The sequence below is a fragment of the Streptomyces sp. NPDC093510 genome (genome assembly GCF_040683555.1).
Taxonomy (GTDB): Bacteria; Actinomycetota; Actinomycetes; order Streptomycetales; family Streptomycetaceae; genus Streptomyces.
Window position 1 is genome coordinate 294,930 of the sequence record NZ_JBFBEE010000008.1, and the last position, 15,163, is coordinate 310,092.

At 71.2% G+C, this 15,163-nt stretch carries 11 protein-coding genes and 1 pseudogene; 5 read left to right on the plus strand and 7 right to left on the minus strand.

Going from position 1 to position 15,163, the window contains the following annotated elements:
- Window positions 1-496 precede the first annotated feature (496 nt).
- Window positions 497-1,456 carry an ABC transporter substrate-binding protein gene (locus AB0N81_RS15620; RefSeq protein ID WP_365358349.1) on the plus strand — a complete coding sequence of 320 codons (960 nt, stop codon included), beginning with the start codon at window positions 497-499 and terminating at the stop codon, window positions 1,454-1,456.
- A 20-nt stretch (window positions 1,457-1,476) separates the two neighbouring features.
- On the opposite strand, the gene AB0N81_RS15625 is transcribed toward AB0N81_RS15620, so the two are convergent.
- A complete protein-coding gene (locus AB0N81_RS15625) occupies window positions 1,477-2,787 on the minus strand; it encodes a DUF5685 family protein (protein WP_365358351.1) in 1,311 nt (436 codons plus the stop codon).
- Window positions 2,788-3,078: 291 nt separating this feature from the next.
- Here AB0N81_RS15625 and sepF point away from each other — a divergent pair, with 291 nt between their 5' ends.
- A complete protein-coding gene (gene sepF, locus AB0N81_RS15630; protein ID WP_365358353.1) occupies window positions 3,079-3,528 on the plus strand; it encodes a cell division protein SepF in 450 nt (149 codons plus the stop codon).
- Between the two features lie 42 nt (window positions 3,529-3,570).
- Here sepF and AB0N81_RS15635 read toward each other — a convergent pair whose 3' ends face one another.
- Both AB0N81_RS15635 and AB0N81_RS15640 read right to left on the minus strand, forming a co-directional pair.
- Window positions 3,571-4,767, minus strand: coding sequence for an acyl-CoA dehydrogenase family protein (locus AB0N81_RS15635; RefSeq protein ID WP_365358355.1), 1,197 nt, complete (start codon window positions 4,765-4,767; stop codon window positions 3,571-3,573).
- Window positions 4,768-4,802: 35 nt separating this feature from the next.
- Complete coding sequence (locus AB0N81_RS15640; protein ID WP_365358357.1) at window positions 4,803-6,710, minus strand: MFS transporter; 1,908 nt, start codon at window positions 6,708-6,710, stop codon at window positions 4,803-4,805.
- Window positions 6,711-6,940: 230 nt separating this feature from the next.
- Here AB0N81_RS15640 and AB0N81_RS15645 point away from each other — a divergent pair, with 230 nt between their 5' ends.
- Window positions 6,941-8,089: a glycosyltransferase family 39 protein gene (locus AB0N81_RS15645; protein WP_365358359.1), complete on the plus strand. Its 1,149-nt coding sequence runs from the start codon at window positions 6,941-6,943 to the stop codon at window positions 8,087-8,089.
- Window positions 8,090-8,337: 248 nt separating this feature from the next.
- Window positions 8,338-9,366 carry a phosphatase PAP2 family protein gene (locus tag AB0N81_RS15650; protein ID WP_365358361.1) on the plus strand — a complete coding sequence of 343 codons (1,029 nt, stop codon included), beginning with the start codon at window positions 8,338-8,340 and terminating at the stop codon, window positions 9,364-9,366.
- A 123-nt stretch (window positions 9,367-9,489) separates the two neighbouring features.
- Here AB0N81_RS15650 and AB0N81_RS15655 read toward each other — a convergent pair whose 3' ends face one another.
- Window positions 9,490-9,705, minus strand: coding sequence for an I78 family peptidase inhibitor (locus AB0N81_RS15655; RefSeq protein WP_365358363.1), 216 nt, complete (start codon window positions 9,703-9,705; stop codon window positions 9,490-9,492).
- A gap of 461 nt (window positions 9,706-10,166) precedes the next feature.
- On the opposite strand from AB0N81_RS15655, the pseudogene ctaD reads away from it, so the two are divergent.
- Window positions 10,167-11,804: pseudogene (gene ctaD, locus AB0N81_RS15660) on the plus strand (cytochrome c oxidase subunit I); the annotation flags it as partial.
- Here ctaD and AB0N81_RS15665 read toward each other — a convergent pair.
- Genes AB0N81_RS15665 through AB0N81_RS15675 form a run of 3 tightly spaced genes read right to left on the minus strand, consistent with a single transcriptional unit; the run spans window position 11,740 to window position 15,027 of the window.
- The gene (locus AB0N81_RS15665) at window positions 11,740-12,816 is read right to left on the minus strand and encodes a YafY family protein (RefSeq protein WP_365358365.1); all 1,077 of its coding nucleotides are present in this window, start codon (window positions 12,814-12,816) and stop codon (window positions 11,740-11,742) included. The pseudogene ctaD and the gene AB0N81_RS15665 overlap by 65 nt on opposite strands.
- Before the next feature lie 22 nt (window positions 12,817-12,838).
- On the minus strand, window positions 12,839-13,768 hold the full coding sequence (locus AB0N81_RS15670) for a hypothetical protein (RefSeq protein WP_365358367.1): 930 nt from the start codon (window positions 13,766-13,768) through the stop codon (window positions 12,839-12,841).
- Complete coding sequence (locus AB0N81_RS15675; protein ID WP_365358369.1) at window positions 13,765-15,027, minus strand: glycosyltransferase family 4 protein; 1,263 nt, start codon at window positions 15,025-15,027, stop codon at window positions 13,765-13,767. Before AB0N81_RS15675 ends, AB0N81_RS15670 begins: the two co-directional genes overlap by 4 nt.
- Window positions 15,028-15,163 lie beyond the last annotated feature (136 nt).

Genomic DNA, 15,163 nt, shown 5'->3' on the forward strand with positions numbered 1-15,163 from the left:
GCCCCTCAGCACGATCCGCCTCGAGATTACGGGGCACTTCACACGCGCTGTCAAGACTGTCCAGGATGTGAGCCGTACGTCTCACGGCAGTTGACGCGGAAACGGATGCCTGTTCCACTTGGCCCATGCATCCACAGCAGTGGCTGGTCACGCGCTCCCACATCGACTTCGGTCGAGTGTGGTCGGCGTCTTGTTGATGTTCTTCTGAGCCGACCCCCTGCGCGTTTTCCCGCACTTCCTCCTGCGCTTCCCGCAGCCCTGAGCCCGCTCCGCGTCCGCTGAGCCCGCTCCCCCTGCCCGGGTCGGCACCCCGCGCCATCCTCCCGACGTCCGTGCGCCCGCACGCCGTCGCCCCCGCCTTCACACGCGTACGCCGCCGCCCCGTTCTGTCCGGGCGACGGCACCCCCTCCCCTCGCACGTCCGCTTCGCCCTGCCCTGCCCTGCCCTGCCCTGCCCTGTCCTGTCCTGCCCTGCCGAGCTGGAGACCGCCACGCCATGAGCACGCCCCCGCACTCCCGCCGCCTCCCGGCGGCCTTCGCCCTGATCACGGCCGCCACCCTCGCGCTGACCGGCTGCGGCTCCGGTGACGCCGCCGACACCGCGGGCGGAGCGGGACCCGCGGGCGGGACCACCGGGATACCGACCGCGGACGTGGTCTCCTCGGTCGGCAAGAACGAGGCGGCGGCGCGTCTGCTGCCCCGGGACGTGCGCGAACGGGGCACGCTCACCATCGCCTCGTCCGTCGGCGGCTCCCCGCCCGGCGCCCTCTATCTGGAGGACGGCAGGACCGTCGTCGGCCAGGACATCGACTTCGCGGACGCCGTCGCGAAGGTCCTCGGCCTGAAGGCGGAACGGGAGGCCGCGAGCTTCGAGGCGATCCTGCCCGCCCTGGGCAGCGGCAAGTACGACCTGGGTACCGGCAACTTCGGCGTGACCGACGAGCGCAGGAAGACCATCGACTTCGTCACGTACATCAACGACGGCCAGGGCTTCGCCGTCCGCGAGGACAGCAAGCTGAAGAAGGTCACCGACTTCGAGCAGCTGTGCGGCCTGAACGTGGCGACCGGCGCGGGCACCACCTTCGAGGTCACCCTGGAGGACAACCGGCACGTCTGCACGGAGGCGGGCAAGAAGCCGTACGCCGTGAAGACGTACGCCGAGCAGGGCGCGATCTGGGCCGCGCTCCAGCAGGGCCGCACCGACGTGGTGATGTCCACCATCAACGGTCTGCGCTACGCCGTGAAACAACAGGAGGGCCTGAAGTTCCTCGGCGAGTACCGGCGGCTCGACGTCGGCTTCGCCTTCAAGAAGCACACGAAGCTGGCGCCCGCGTTCCGAGCGGCCGTCGACCGGCTCATCGAGGACGGGACGTACGACCGCATCCTGAAGAAGTGGGGCACGCAGGACTCAGCGATCGAGAAATCGCGCATCTCACCGCCCGAGATCAAGGACTGACGGGCCGTCGCACGGGCCGGCTACAGCCCGCAGTCGCAGCAGGAGCAGCACTCGCAGATGCCGCAGCAGCCACAGTCGCAGTCGCCGCAGTTGCTGCAGCAGCCCTCGCGCTTCTTGCGGGACCAGGGGCCCTCGTACGTGTCGGCGCAGCACATCTTGCAGGTGCAGCAGAGCCCGATGGCGACGGCGCACCCCGCCCAGAAGCCGCGCTTGCCGGGCTTCGGGGGCTGCGGCTCGAAGGCGGGCCCGCCACCGAAGCCACCGGGGCCCTCCGGCCCACCCGGCCCGACCGGGCCACCCGGCCCGCCGGGCGCCCCGCCCCCGTACGGATTGCCACCCCCGTACGGATTCCCGCTCCCGTACGGATTGCCGTCCCCGTACGGCCCGCCCTGCGGCGGAGTGCCGTACGCGCCGCCCTGCGGCGGTCCGAAGGAACCGCCCTGATGCGCCGTCACGTCATGCGCGTGGCCGCACGCGGTCGTCCCGAAGGCCCGGTCGACCGACCTGCCCAGCTCGTGCGCGAGCAGCATGTGCGCCAGCTTGCCGTCGGTGAACTCGGCGTCGCGCAGTGCGAGCCGGATGCCGTGCAGCGCGTCGTCGGCCAGGCGCCGCGCCTCGGCCAGGGACGTGCCGGTCGCGGCGAGCGGGTTCCACGCGCCCGCCGCGGCGTCGGCTTCCCTGTCCTCCACGGCGTCGAGCAGGTGCGCGAGCCTGCCGAAGAGCCGGCCCGCCTCGGCGAGCGGCGCCGCGTTGCCGGGCCGCCCGGCGAGGACGGCGGTGTGCGCGAAGGCCGCGGCGGTCGCCGTCTCCGTCGGCTCGGTGACCGTGAGCAGCGAGCTGCCGGGCCCCGCCAATGCCTCGATGCCGGCCTGCCGTTCGACGGCGTCGACCAGGACCGCCGTGTCGAACCCCACGTCGGCGCCGGTCCGCGCGCCCGCCCTGTCCCAGCTCCTGGCCACCCGCCGGGCGGCGACGGCCACCGGCCTGCGAGCCAGGAGCCCGTCACCGTCGACCACATGGTCGCGGACCTTCGCCGAGGCGAGCACCAGCGAGACGGCGGCGGCGAGCCGCGCCCCCTCCCCCTGGGCGACGGAGGCGGTCCGCATCCCCCGCAGCGGGCAGGGCCCCGCGGTGCGCCGCCAGCCGGTCGACCGCTGGGCCTGAGCCTCCGTCAGAACCGAGATGATGAGCCCGTCGTAGTTGGTGACGACGCGGGCGAACTGCCCGTGGTCACCGCGCAGTGCGAGGCAGAGCCCGCACAGGTGCGCCATCCACTGGGCCTTGAGGCCCTCACCGAGGCGGTGGCTGCAGGGCCTGACGATTCCGAACAAGACGACTCCCCCGAGTGGCCCGGATGTGATCAACTCCGGCATCGTAGCGAGGCGCTCGTTCACCCGTACGCACCGGCCGTCACCCGTACGCCGTGAAGAATCATATTTCACTCACAGTCAGCAGCCGTGCACAGGACGACCCTTGGAGCGCACCGCACATCGGCGTGTTGACTCTGCACCAGTACCGTCACGAAAACCCCGCGCGGCGACTATCCACTTGGCGCATCATCCGCATCATGGACGACGATAGGGATGCGGAATTCAGGGAAACCGCTGCGAGAGGAGGCGTCCATGGGATCGGTGCGCAAGGCGAGTGCCTGGCTTGGCCTCGTCGACGACAACAACGACGAGCGTTACTACGACGACGGCTACGAAGACGACCGGGCCGAGGGACCCGACCAGCCGGAGGCCTGGGTCACGGACCCGCGCGCGCGGGTGGCGAGCGAGCCGGCCCAGGACCACGGGCAGCGGATCGGCACCGTGACCCCGGACAGCTTCCGGGACGCGCGCCACATCGGTGAACTCTTCCGGGACGGCGTCCCGGTCATCATGAACCTCACGTCCATGGAGCCCACCGACGCCAAGCGCGTGGTCGACTTCGCGGCCGGCCTCACCTTCGGCCTGCGCGGTTCGATCGAGCGCGTGGCGACGCGGGTCTTCCTGCTCACCCCCGCCGACACGCAGATCGTCAACGGCGAGGCCGTGAGTCGCCCTTCGGACGGCTTCTTCAATCAGAGCTAGGGGCAGGGCCGCTCACCGGAGCCCGGGCCGGCACAGGACCGGTCACCGGAAGGCATCGAGACCGGTGAGCGCCTTGCCCAGTACCAACTGGTGCATCTCGGAGGTGCCCTCGTAGGTGAGCACCGACTCGAGGTTCGTCGCGTGCCGCATGACGGGGTACTCCAGCGAGATGCCGTTGGCGCCCAGGATGGTCCTGGCCGTGCGGCAGATCTCGATCGCTTCCCTGGCGTTGTTGAGCTTGCCGAAGCTGATCTGCTCGGGACGGAGCCGGCCCGCGTCCATGCGCCGTCCCAGGTGATGGGCGAGCAGGACGCCCTTGTGCAGCTCGACCGCCATGTCGGCGAGCTTGGCCTGGGTGAGCTGGAAGCCGCCGATGGCCCGGCCGAACTGCTCACGACTCTTCGCGTACTCCACGGCCGCCTCGAAGGACGAGCGGGCCGCGCCCATCGCACCCCAGACGATGCCGTAACGGGCGTGGGAGAGACAGCTCAGCGGCCCCTTGAGGCCGACGACCTCGGGCAGCACGGCGTCCGCGGGCAGCCGCACCTCGTCGAGGACCAGCTCACTGGTGACGCTCGCGCGCAGGGACCACTTGTGCTTGATCTCGGGCGCCGAGAAGCCCCGCGCGTCGGTCGGGACGACGAATCCCCTGATGCCCTCGTCGGTCTGCGCCCAGACGACGGCGACCCCGGCGACCGACCCGTTGGTGATCCACATCTTGCGGCCGTTGAGCACCCAGTCGGTGCCGTCCTTCTTCGCGTGCGTCCGCATGGACGCCGGGTCGGAGCCGTGGTCCGGCTCGGTCAGCCCGAAGCAGCCGATGATCTCACCGGCGGCCATGCCCGGCAGCCACCGCTGCTTCTGCTCCTCGGAGCCGAACTTCCAGATGGCGTACATGGCGAGGGAGCCCTGCACGGAGACGAGGGAGCGGATGCCGGAGTCGGCGGCCTCCAGTTCCAGGCAGGCGAGCCCGTACTGCACAGCACTGGCCCCCGCGCAGCCGTACCCCTCCAGGGACATCCCGAGGGCCCCGATCGAGCCCAGCTCCCGGGCCAGCTCACGGATGCCGGGCAGCTCGCCCCTCTCGTACCAGTCGGCGATGTGCGGCAGTACCCGATCGGTCGCCCAGGTGCGGACGGTGTCGCGGATCGCGAGGTCCTCCGGGTCGAGGAGGTCGTCGATGCCGAGGGGATCGGTGGGATCGAAGGGCGGCAGAGGGGTGCGGGCGCTTGCGGACATGCGGGCCTCCGGCGACACAAAACTAGCAGCGGTAGTTAACAACGACTCACGCCGACGTTACGACGCAGTCTCCCGCACGTCCAGAGCACACCGACCCCCATCAGGGGCGCGGGGAACAGCGGTGTCCCGGACCCCCCAGGGGCACGGGGAACAGCTATGTCCCGGACCCCCCAGGGGCGCGGGGAACTGCGCGACCAGCCACACCCCACCCGCACGCGAAAAACCCGGACGGCCCCCACCAGGGGCGCGGGGAACTGCGCGACCAGCCACAAACCACCCGCACCCGAAGAACCCGACCCCGAGGGTGGTTCAGACGTCCACGGACGACCGGGCGGCGCCGACCCGCGCGGGGTCCGGGGCCCAGGCACCCCCGGCTCAAGCCGCGCCGCAGGCGCCCCGCACTCCATGCCCCGCGGCAGCCTCAACGCCGCCACCGCCCCGAGCAGCAGCAGCCCCGCACTGACGAGCAGAGTCACATGCAGCCCGTGCACGAAGGCGTCCCGCGCCGCGGCCCGCAGCGCCGCCCCCGAATCCCCGCCGAGCCGCGCCGCGACCTCGTACGCCTCGCCGAGCGAGTGCCCCGCCGCGGCGCCGTCCGCCGCGGAGACCCCCGGCACGGAGGAGAGCCCCGGCGCGTACGCCGCGTTCATGACGCTGCCGAGCAGCGCGATGCCGATGCCCGCGCCGAGCTGGTAGGAGGTCTCGCCGATCGCCGCCGCCCCGCCCGCCTGCGCCGGCGGCGCCTCGCTCAGCATCGACTCGTACGCGCCGAACAGCGTGGTCTCCAGGCCGAAGCCGAGCAGGACGAAGCCGACGAGGAGCAGCGTGTCGTCGGCGTGCGCGCCCATGCCGGTGAGCAGCAGCACGGCGGCCGCGGTCAGGCAGAAGCCGGCGCAGACCATCGTGCGCGGCCCCAGACCGCTGAGCATCTTCGAGCCCGCGAGCCCCGCGGCCATCGCGGCGACGGTGAGGGGCACGAGGCGCAGGCCCGTCTCCAGCGGGGAGAGCCCGAGCACCAGCTGGAGGTACTGCGCGGCGATGAGTTCAAGCCCCACGAGGGCGAGCATGGCGAGGACGATGCAGCCGACCGACGTGCTGAACGCGGGCCGCGCGAACATCGACAGGTCGACGAGTGGATGCTTGCGCCGCCGCTGCCTGCGGACGAAGCCGACGAGGAGGGCACCGCCGACGGCGAGGGAGACCAGCGTCGTGGCGCCGAGCGGCGACTCGCCGCCGCCGAGCCGCTTCACCCCGAGGACGAGGCCGAAGAGCCCGCCCGCGGCCATCAGCGCGCCGACGACATCCCACGGCCCGTTCCTGTCACCGGTCGACTCGGGCAGCAGCCACCGCCCGATGGGCAGGCTGATCAGCATCAGCGGGATGTTTATGAGGAAGACCGAGCCCCACCAGAAGTGCTCGAGGAGGAACCCGCCGAGCAGCGGGCCGACGGCCGCGCCGACCGCGGCCACCGCGCTCCAGATGCCGATGGCGAGGGCCCGCTCGCGGCGGTCGGGGAAGACCTGGCGCAGGATCGAGAGGGTCGCGGGCATGATCATCGCGCCGCCGACGCCGAGCAGCGCGCGGGCGCCGATCAGGACCTGCGCGTTGTCGGAGAGGGCGGCGACCGCGGAGGCGACGCCGAAGAGGGCGTAGCCGAGGAGGAGGACGCGTCTGCGGCCGACGCGGTCGCCGAGTGTGCCGAAGAGGATGAGGAGCGAGGCGCAGACGAGTGGATAGATGTCGACGATCCACAGCAGTTCGATGGCGCCGGGCTTCAGGTCCTCGGTGACCGCGGGAACCGCGACGTGCAGCACGGTGGCGTCGACGGCGACGAGCAGCAGGCTGACGCAGAGGACGACGAGCACGACCCAGCGGTTGGCCCCGGCACCGGCCCCGGATCCCCGCCGGCCCTGCGGTGCTGCGGCCGTGGTCGTCCCGGACATGTGCGTACCTCCCAGTGGTCCCTCGCATCGGTGGCCCGCGGGATGTGAACTCCCTGCTCCGGCGGCACGGACAAAGGCGAGTGAGCCGTCAGAGTACGCGAGTCCTCATCCGGGGCGCGTGGCGGACCTCTCATGGTTGTACGGATGCGATGTGGTGTGCGCCACGCCCCGGCCTCCCGGCCGCGCCCCCCTGGAACGTCCGGTTCCCCCCGCGGCCGATAATCGAGCCCGTGACCGATCCTGATCTACGCCTCGCCCCTCCCCCGGCGGGCCACGCGCTGCGCCGTGCCGCCCCCGCGCTCCTCGTGTACGCGGGGGTGCGCGCGCTGGGCCTCGCCGTCCTCGCGGTGTGGGGCGCGGCGGCCGGCAAGAGCCCGCACACGCTGCTGACCGCCCGCTGGGACTCGCTCTGGTACACGCGGGTCGCCGAGCACGGGTACGGCTGGGAGGTGACGCTCCCGGACGGGAGCGTCCACTCGAACCTCGCGTTCTTCCCGCTGCTGCCCTGGCTGGAACGGCTCGTGTCGGCGATCAGCCCCTTGTCGTACGCGGACGCGGGTCTGGTGGTGAGCTGGGTCGCGTCGCTCTTCGCCGCCGCGGGGATCTTCGCGGTCGCCGACCATGTGTACGGGCGACGGGCGGGGATCTGCGCGGCCGCGCTGTGGGCGGTCCTCCCGGTCGGCGTCGTGCAGTCGATGGCGTACAGCGAGTCCCTGTTCACGGCGCTCGCCGCGTGGTCGCTGTACGCGGTGCTCAGGGGCCGCTGGGTGACGGCGGGTGTGCTCGCCTCCTTCGCGGGGCTGACCCGGCCGGTGGGCGCCGCGGTGGTCGCGGCGATCTGGGCGGCTGCGGCCGTGCGCGTGTACCGGGAGCGGCGGGCGGACCCGCGCATGCTGCTCGGAGTGGTCCTGGCCCCGCTCGGCGCGGCGGCCTATGTGCTGTGGGTCGGGCACCGCACCGGCGGCGGTCTCCTCGGCTATCTCGACGTCCAGGCGGGCTGGGGCAACGGCTTCGACTTCGGCTACGCCTTCGCGCGCTTCGTCGGGGAGAAGTTCACCTCCGTCCCGGGCGCCCTCGCGGGTCTCGGCCTCATCGCCGGTGTCGCCCTGGTCGTCTGGCTGTACGTCCTCGGCGTACGCCGGAAGCAGCCGCTGCCGCTTCTCGTCTACTGCGGGATCGTCGTCGTGCTCGCCCTGTGCGCGGCGGGCTACTTCGGCTCGAAGCCGCGGCTCCTGATGCCCGCCTTCCCGCTCCTGCTGCCGGTCGCGGTGGCGCTGGCCCGGCTGCGTACGTCCAGGTCGGCGCTGGTCCTCGGGGGTGTGGCCGTGGTGAGCGCGGTCTACGGGGCGTTCTGGCTGCACGGCTCGGGCCCGCCCTGATCACGTCATGATCGTTTTCGTGGACCCTCGATGATCGAACGGGAAATTCCACGCCAGGCCCCGGTGAACGAATTCATAAGGGCCATAAAACGGCATCGAAAATGATCAACGAATTGAGTAAGGGACCGGCACAGAATAGAGAAACGCCAGGAATAAACCTCGCCCTGAGATCAATCCCACATCACATCGTCATCACAAAGCCACTGATTCGGCCTAGTGCCGCACTCACTCGCTGTAACGTCGATTGGGTGCGTACCGAACGAAACCTCACCCGTCTTGACCGGGTCTTCGCCCGGCTGGACCGTGAGCCGGAACGACCGACCCACCTCGATGTGCCGAGGATGAGCCGGCACAGGATCGTGCTCTTCAGCGCGACCCTGGCCTTCTACCTGGCCATCGTCGTCGCCGTGCTGACCACCTCGTGGCTGGTGCGGTTCGACTGGCAGGTCATGTTCTTCCGGCCCTACCAGCAGTGGCCGGAGATCCACGCCTTCCTCGACTACTGGGTCGTGCTCGGCCAGCGCGGACCGACGGCCGTCATGGTCGCGGCCTGGCTCGGCTGGCGCTCCTGGCGGCAGCACACCCTGCGGCCGCTCCTGATGTTCGGCGCATCCCTGCTCCTGCTCAACGTCACCGTCGGCGCCGCCAAGATCGGCATGGGCCGCCTCGGCCCGCACTACGCCACCACGATCGGCTCGAACGAGATGTGGCTCGGCGGCGATATATTCCCTTCGGGCCACACCGCCAACGCCGTCGTGACCTGGGGAATCCTGGCCTACCTCGCCTCCACCCCGCGCACCCGCCGCTATCTGTCGGCCCTGTCCGCGGTGGTCTCGCTGAGCGTGGGCCTCACCACCGTCTACCTCGGGACGCACTGGCTGAGCGACGTCTTCCTCGGCTGGGCCGCGGGCCTTCTCATCCTGCTCGCGCTGCCCTGGTTCGAGTCGCTGATCACCCGGGTCGAAGCCGTGATCTTCAGCGTCCGCGAGTCCTGGCGCGCCCGCCGCACCGGCATCATCACGGTGCCCGAGCCGGCTCCCGCGCCGGTCGGCGCCCCCGCGATGGTGCCGCAGCGCCCGGCCGCCGACGACGGCGCGCCCGCGCGCGAGCCGGTCGGTGCCGCCCGCGCCGGCCGCCCTTCGGCCTATCTGGCGCCGGGCCCGCACACGGCCCGCTCCGAGCGCACCCCGGTCACTCCAGCGGGCAGCCGCCGCCCGCCGCACACCGACCGCGTGACCCGCGGCACCACGTCGGCCCGCCCGGTGGCGGGCGGCTGACCCCACAGACGGCGGGGGCCGGTACGCACAGCCCACCCCCCGCACCGCGAAGGCCCCGGCCCCCGTTCAGGGAGCCGGGGCCTTCCGCCTTACGCCTCGGGGCCGGGGTGGTGACACGGGCTCTCAGCCTTTCCAGCAGCGCGTCACGGTGCCTTCCTCGACCTCGAAGTTGAGGCGTCCCGCGAGGTACTCCATCGTGATGATCGTGCCCGGCTGAAGCGACCTGACGGTGGACCAGCCGCGCTCGCGCGCCTGCCGCTCGGCTCCGTCGGCCGCCAGGCCCACGTAACTGTCCGGGCTGTCCTGGGGCTCTGTGGGAGGGGTCGGGATAGGTGCCATGGCCGCCACGTTAGGCGGCCATGGCACCGGCGGGGAAGCCCGGGGAGCGGACACCATGCGTCACCGATACCTCTCCGGTCACGCTTTTGTCACAGGATCACCACGTGCGTTTCGGTCGAACTCCGTCACACGTACGGGCGGTTCCGTCCTTCTGTCGACGTAATTCGGCGGCGTCTTCGCGTCACCCGGAAGGATTCTTCTCCCCTCCCTTATAAGCCACGCCCGAATAAGATCGCGGGCCCTTTACGAGCCCTCCGCATTTCCGAATCCCGGCCGCCGAGCGGGATGTGACGACGCGTGACGAGGCAGGGGGAATTCTCCGTTCCGGCGCCGGTGTCCGCTCACCGGTCACCCTGAGCCCGCGTACGCCCTCTGTCGGAGCCGGGGCGACGCGAGCATCATGGCGTGAGCTTCGACAGCCTGCGGGCTGGTCCCAGGACGCGACGGCGAAGGGGCGAGCGATGGGGACCGAGACGGCGCTGGAGACCGGACGGCCGGTGCGGGACCGGCGTCCCGGCCGGGTGATCGTGGACTGGCTGACCACCACGGACCACAAGAAGATCGGCCACCTCTACCTGATCACGTCGTTCGTCTTCTTCCTCGTCGCCGGCGCGCTGGCCCTGCTGATGCGGGCCGAACTGGCCCGCCCGGGGCTGCAGCTGATGAACAACGAGGAGTTCAACCAGGCCTTCACCATGCACGGCACGATCATGCTGCTGCTCTTCGCGACGCCGACGTTCGCGGGGTTCGCCAACGAGATCATGCCGCTGCAGATCGGCTCGCCCGACGTGGCCTTCCCACGGCTGAACATGCTCTCGTACTGGCTGTTCCTCTTCGGCGGCCTGATGGTGCTCGGCTCGCTGATGGTGCCGAGCGGGCCCGCCTCGTTCGGCTGGTTCGCGTACGCGCCGCTCAACAGCATGGAGCGGTCGCCGGGCATCGGCGCGGATCTGTGGATCATGGGGCTCGCGCTCTCCGGCTTCGGCACGATCCTCGGCGCGGTGAACTTCCTGACCACCATCATCGGGATGCGCGCGCCCGGCATGACCATGTTCCGGATGCCGGTCTTCACCTGGAACGTCCTCTTCACATCGATCCTGGTGCTGATCGCGTTCCCCGTGCTCGCCGCCGCGCTGCTCGTCCTGGAGGCGGACCGCCGCTTCCACTCGCTCGTCTTCGCCTCGGAGAACGGCGGGGCGCTGCTGTGGCAGCACCTGTTCTGGTTCTTCGGGCATCCCGAGGTCTACATCATCGCGCTGCCGTTCTTCGGCATCATCACGGAGATCATCCCTGTCTTCAGCCGGAAGCCGATCTTCGGCTATCTGCCGCTGGTCGGCGCGACGATGGCCATCACCGGGCTCTCCGTGGTCGTGTGGGCGCACCACATGTTCGCCACCGGCGCGGTCCTGCTGCCCTTCTTCTCGTTCATGTCCTTCCTCATCGCGGTGCCGACGGGCGTGAAGTTCTTCAACTGGACGGGCACGATGCTCAGGGGATCGCTGTCCTTCGAGACGCCGATGCTGTGGGCGGTCGGCTTCCTGGTGAGCTTCCTCTTCGGCGGTCTGACCGGCGTCATCCTGGCCTCGCCACCGCTCGACTTCCACGTCACCGACTCGTACTTCGTCGTCGCGCACTTCCACTACGTGGTGTTCGGCACCGTCGTCTTCGCGACCTTCGGCGGCTTCTTCTTCTGGTGGCCGAAGCTGACGGGCAAGATGCTCGACGAGCGGCTCGGGAAGATCCAGTTCTGGACGCTCTTCGTCGGCTTCCACACGACGTTCCTGGTCCAGCACTGGCTGGGCGCCGAGGGCATGCCGCGCCGCTACGCCGACTATCTGGCGGCGGACGGCTTCACGGTGCTCAACACCATCTCGTCCATCGGGGCGTTCCTGCTCGGCATGTCCACGCTGCCGTTCCTCTACAACGTCTGGAAGACCGCCAAGTACGGCAAGAAGGTCGACGTCGACGACCCCTGGGGCTTCGGCCGCTCCCTGGAGTGGGCGACCTCCTGCCCGCCCCCTCGGCACAACTTCGTCACGCTGCCCCGGGTCCGCTCCGAGTCCCCGGCGTTCGATCTGCACCATCCCGAGTACGCGGCGTACGAGGCGCGGGACACGGACCGGCCGCGTCAGGATCCGCAGACCGAGCACCCCGGTCCAGGGCCCGGCTCAGGAGGTCCCTCGCCGACCTGACCCGCTCGGCGAGCTCGGCGGGCTCGACGATCTCAAACTCGAAGCCCATGAACATCACATGGAAGACCATCACGTCCAGGCTCGTCGCCCCCGTGCGCAGCAGGCAGCTCTTCTCGGTCTCGGCCTCCAGGGTGCCGTCGGTGGGCGTGATCCGCTGGGCCGCCTCGGCGAGCGGGACGAGGAGGCGGACCACGGCGTGTGCGGCGTACGCGCGCGTGGAGACGCCCTTCGCGACATAGGCGGCGAGGTCGTCGGCGGGTGGGGTGCGCGGCGCGCAGCGCGGCCCGTGCGGCGGCCGCGGCTCGATGCGGTCCGCGCGGAACGTACGCCAGTCGTCGCGGTCGAGGTCCCGGGCCACGAGGTACCAGCGGCGCTCGGTGCACACCAGGCGGTGCGGCTCGACGGTCCTGCGGGAGGCACTTCCCTCGTGGTCGCGGTAGTCGAAGCGCAGCCGCTCCGAGTCCCGGCAGAGGTCGGCGAGTTCGGTGAGGACCGCCGGGTCGACGCCCTCGGGCTGCGGGGCCCGCAGCATCGGCACGGTGAACGCGTGCAGGGCGCCGACACGGCGGCGCAGCCGGTTCGGCAGCACCTGTTCGAGCTTGGAGAGCGCGCGGACCGAGGTCTCGCCGATGCCCTCGACGCCCTGCCCGGCGGCGGTGCGCAGGCCGACGGCGACCGCGACCGCCTCGTCGTCGTCCAGGAGCAGCGGCGGCAGTTCGGCCCCGGCGCCGAGCTGGTAGCCGCCGCCGGTGCCGGGGGACGCGTTGACGGGGTAGCCGAGTTCGCGGAGCCGGTCGACGTCGCGCCGGACCGTGCGCGGGGTGACGCCGAGCCGGGCGGCGAGGTCCGCGCCGGACCAGTCGCGGTGGGCCTGCAGGAGGGAGAGCAGGCGGAGCAGTCGTGCCGAGGTCTCCAACATGGACGTGATTGTGCCCGGCGGGTCAGCCCTCCTCGCCGGCCTCCTCCTTCTCGCCGGCCCCTTCCTTCCCGCCGGTCCCCTTCTTCGCTTCCGTCTCGCGGACGCGCACGGACAGGTCGTTGTCGAGCGTGTAGTACGGGCCCGCCTCAAGCGTGCCGTGGTCCGCCGTGGCACACGGCACGACCGGGTACGTGAAGATCGCCTTCTTGTCCGGGACGTCGTCGAGGAGCCGGGCCAGGCGGACCCGCGGGCCGCTCTCGCCGGCCGGCCGCAGCCACAGGTCCCACGGGCCGGCCCCGCGCCCTGCGAGCGGGCCGTACGGCAGCTCGAAGGTGAACTCGGGTCCCTCCGCGGTGGCTTCGGCCCGGTGGACGACGTCGGGCTCGGCGCGCCGGACGGCCTCGACGTACGCGGTGTCGGCGATCGCGGTGCCGTACACCCGGCCCTGCACGGTCATGGCGGTGTCGGTGATCCCGATCTCGCCGGTCTCGGCGTGCGGCGCGCGCAGCCAGCTGCGCACCGAGAGGTTGCCCTGCTTCGTCGCGTAGGGGATGCGCACCGCGACGTGGCCGCGGCTGCCGCTGGGCGCCCGGTCGACCAGCGAGCGCAGATCGTTCAGGCCCGGCATCAGACGGCGCGGCTCACCGCCCGCGACCTGCGCGTACGCGTTCCAGCGGCCTTCGGCGAGCTCGACGCTGCTGGGCAGCGCGGCCCGCAGCCTGCCGTCGGCCGACGGGGAGAGCGGCAGGCGCACGCAGTCCTCGGGCGATTCGGCGTCGCGGCGGCGCAGCAGGAGGTGGGCGGCGTCCTCCGTGCCGGGCACGCCGGGGTCCGTGACGTCGAAGGTGAGTCCCCCGGCGGAGTCGGCGATGCAGTCGGCGCGCGGCGCTCCCGACGCCTCCTGGTCGTCCCCGGCGTGCGACGCCGCCTTCGAGGTGGCCAAGGACGTCATGCGGTCGATCCCTTCGTCTGTGCGCGGCCGAGATCACGCACGGCGTACGCGCCCCCGAGCAGCGCGCCTCGCGTGCGGTGCAGGGAGCCGCGCATCCGGCCCCCCATGGAGCCTCCGCGGGCGAGCATCCCGGAGAACATGGCGTCGTAGCGCTCGGCTATGCGTTCCGGGTCGAAGCGCTCGGAGTCCTGGAGCGCCGCGCCCGCCATCCGCTGCCGGAGCGAGTCGTTGTTGATCAGTTCGAGCAGTCCGCCGGCTATGGCGTCGGCGTTGCCCGTCTCGACGAGCCGCCCGTCGACACCGTTGTCGATGATCTCGCCGGGGCCGTGCGGGCAGTCGGTGGCGACCACGGGGAGCCCGCAGCGCATCGCCTCGACGATCGTCATGCCGAAGGACTCCAGACTGGAGGTGACGGCGGCGATGGAGCCCTTGGCCCACTCGGGCTCGATCGGGTGGGCGGGGCCCATCAGGAAGACGTGGTTGTACAGGCCGAGTTCGTCGATCAGCGCGCGCAGCTTCTCCTTCTGCTTGCCGCCGCCGTAGATCCGCAGCCGCCAGTCGGGGCGCTCGCGCCGCACCTTGTCGAAGGCCCTGATCAGCAGGTCGTACCGCTTGACGGGGGCCAGCCGTCCGGCCGCGACGACCCACTTGTGGGAGCCGTCGGCGGGCTCTATGCCGGGTGCGGGCACCGGGTTCGGCACCGCCTGTATGTGCACGCCGGGCAGGCGCATCGTGCGGGTGTAGGCGCGGGCGTCGGCCTCGGTCGTCGTGGTCAGGATGTCGAGGCGCGGGTAGACGCTGCGCAGCTGGCGGCGGAGTTCCTTGCTGTGGCTGTCGAGCGTGAGGTGTTCCTGGCCTACCCGCAGCGGGCCGCGCGCGGTCTGGCGGGCGATGTGCACATTGAGGCCGGGCCGGGTGCCGACGACGACGTCCGCGTCGAGGCGTGCCAGGTGGTCGGCCACGCGGCGGTCGGTGAGGGCGCTGTACTGGGCGTACCGGCCCTCGGCGCTGGGGAACGTCCGGGCAGGGGTCAGATGCTCCGGGTCCTTCCCCTCGTAGCCCGAGGTGCCCTCACGCAGGTCGACGAGGTGGCTCAGTCGGACGCGCTGGTCAGGCGCGAAGACGGGCGCGTCGCGGTGCCGGAAGACGGATACGACCTCGACGTCATGCTGTTGGGCCAGCGTGTTCGCCAGGTTGTACGTCGTCCGGATCGTCCCTCCGATTCCGTACGCGTTGTGAATAAGGAAAGAGATGTGCATGCGTCCCCGTATTCCGCGCTTCCATGCGGACAGTCCCCCTCGTCCGCCTACCGCAGGGTTAGACGGGGAATCCTGGCCAAAGGTTGGGTTCCCTCACCATCCTGTTTCCGAACAGATGCGTGATCGAAAGCAGAGG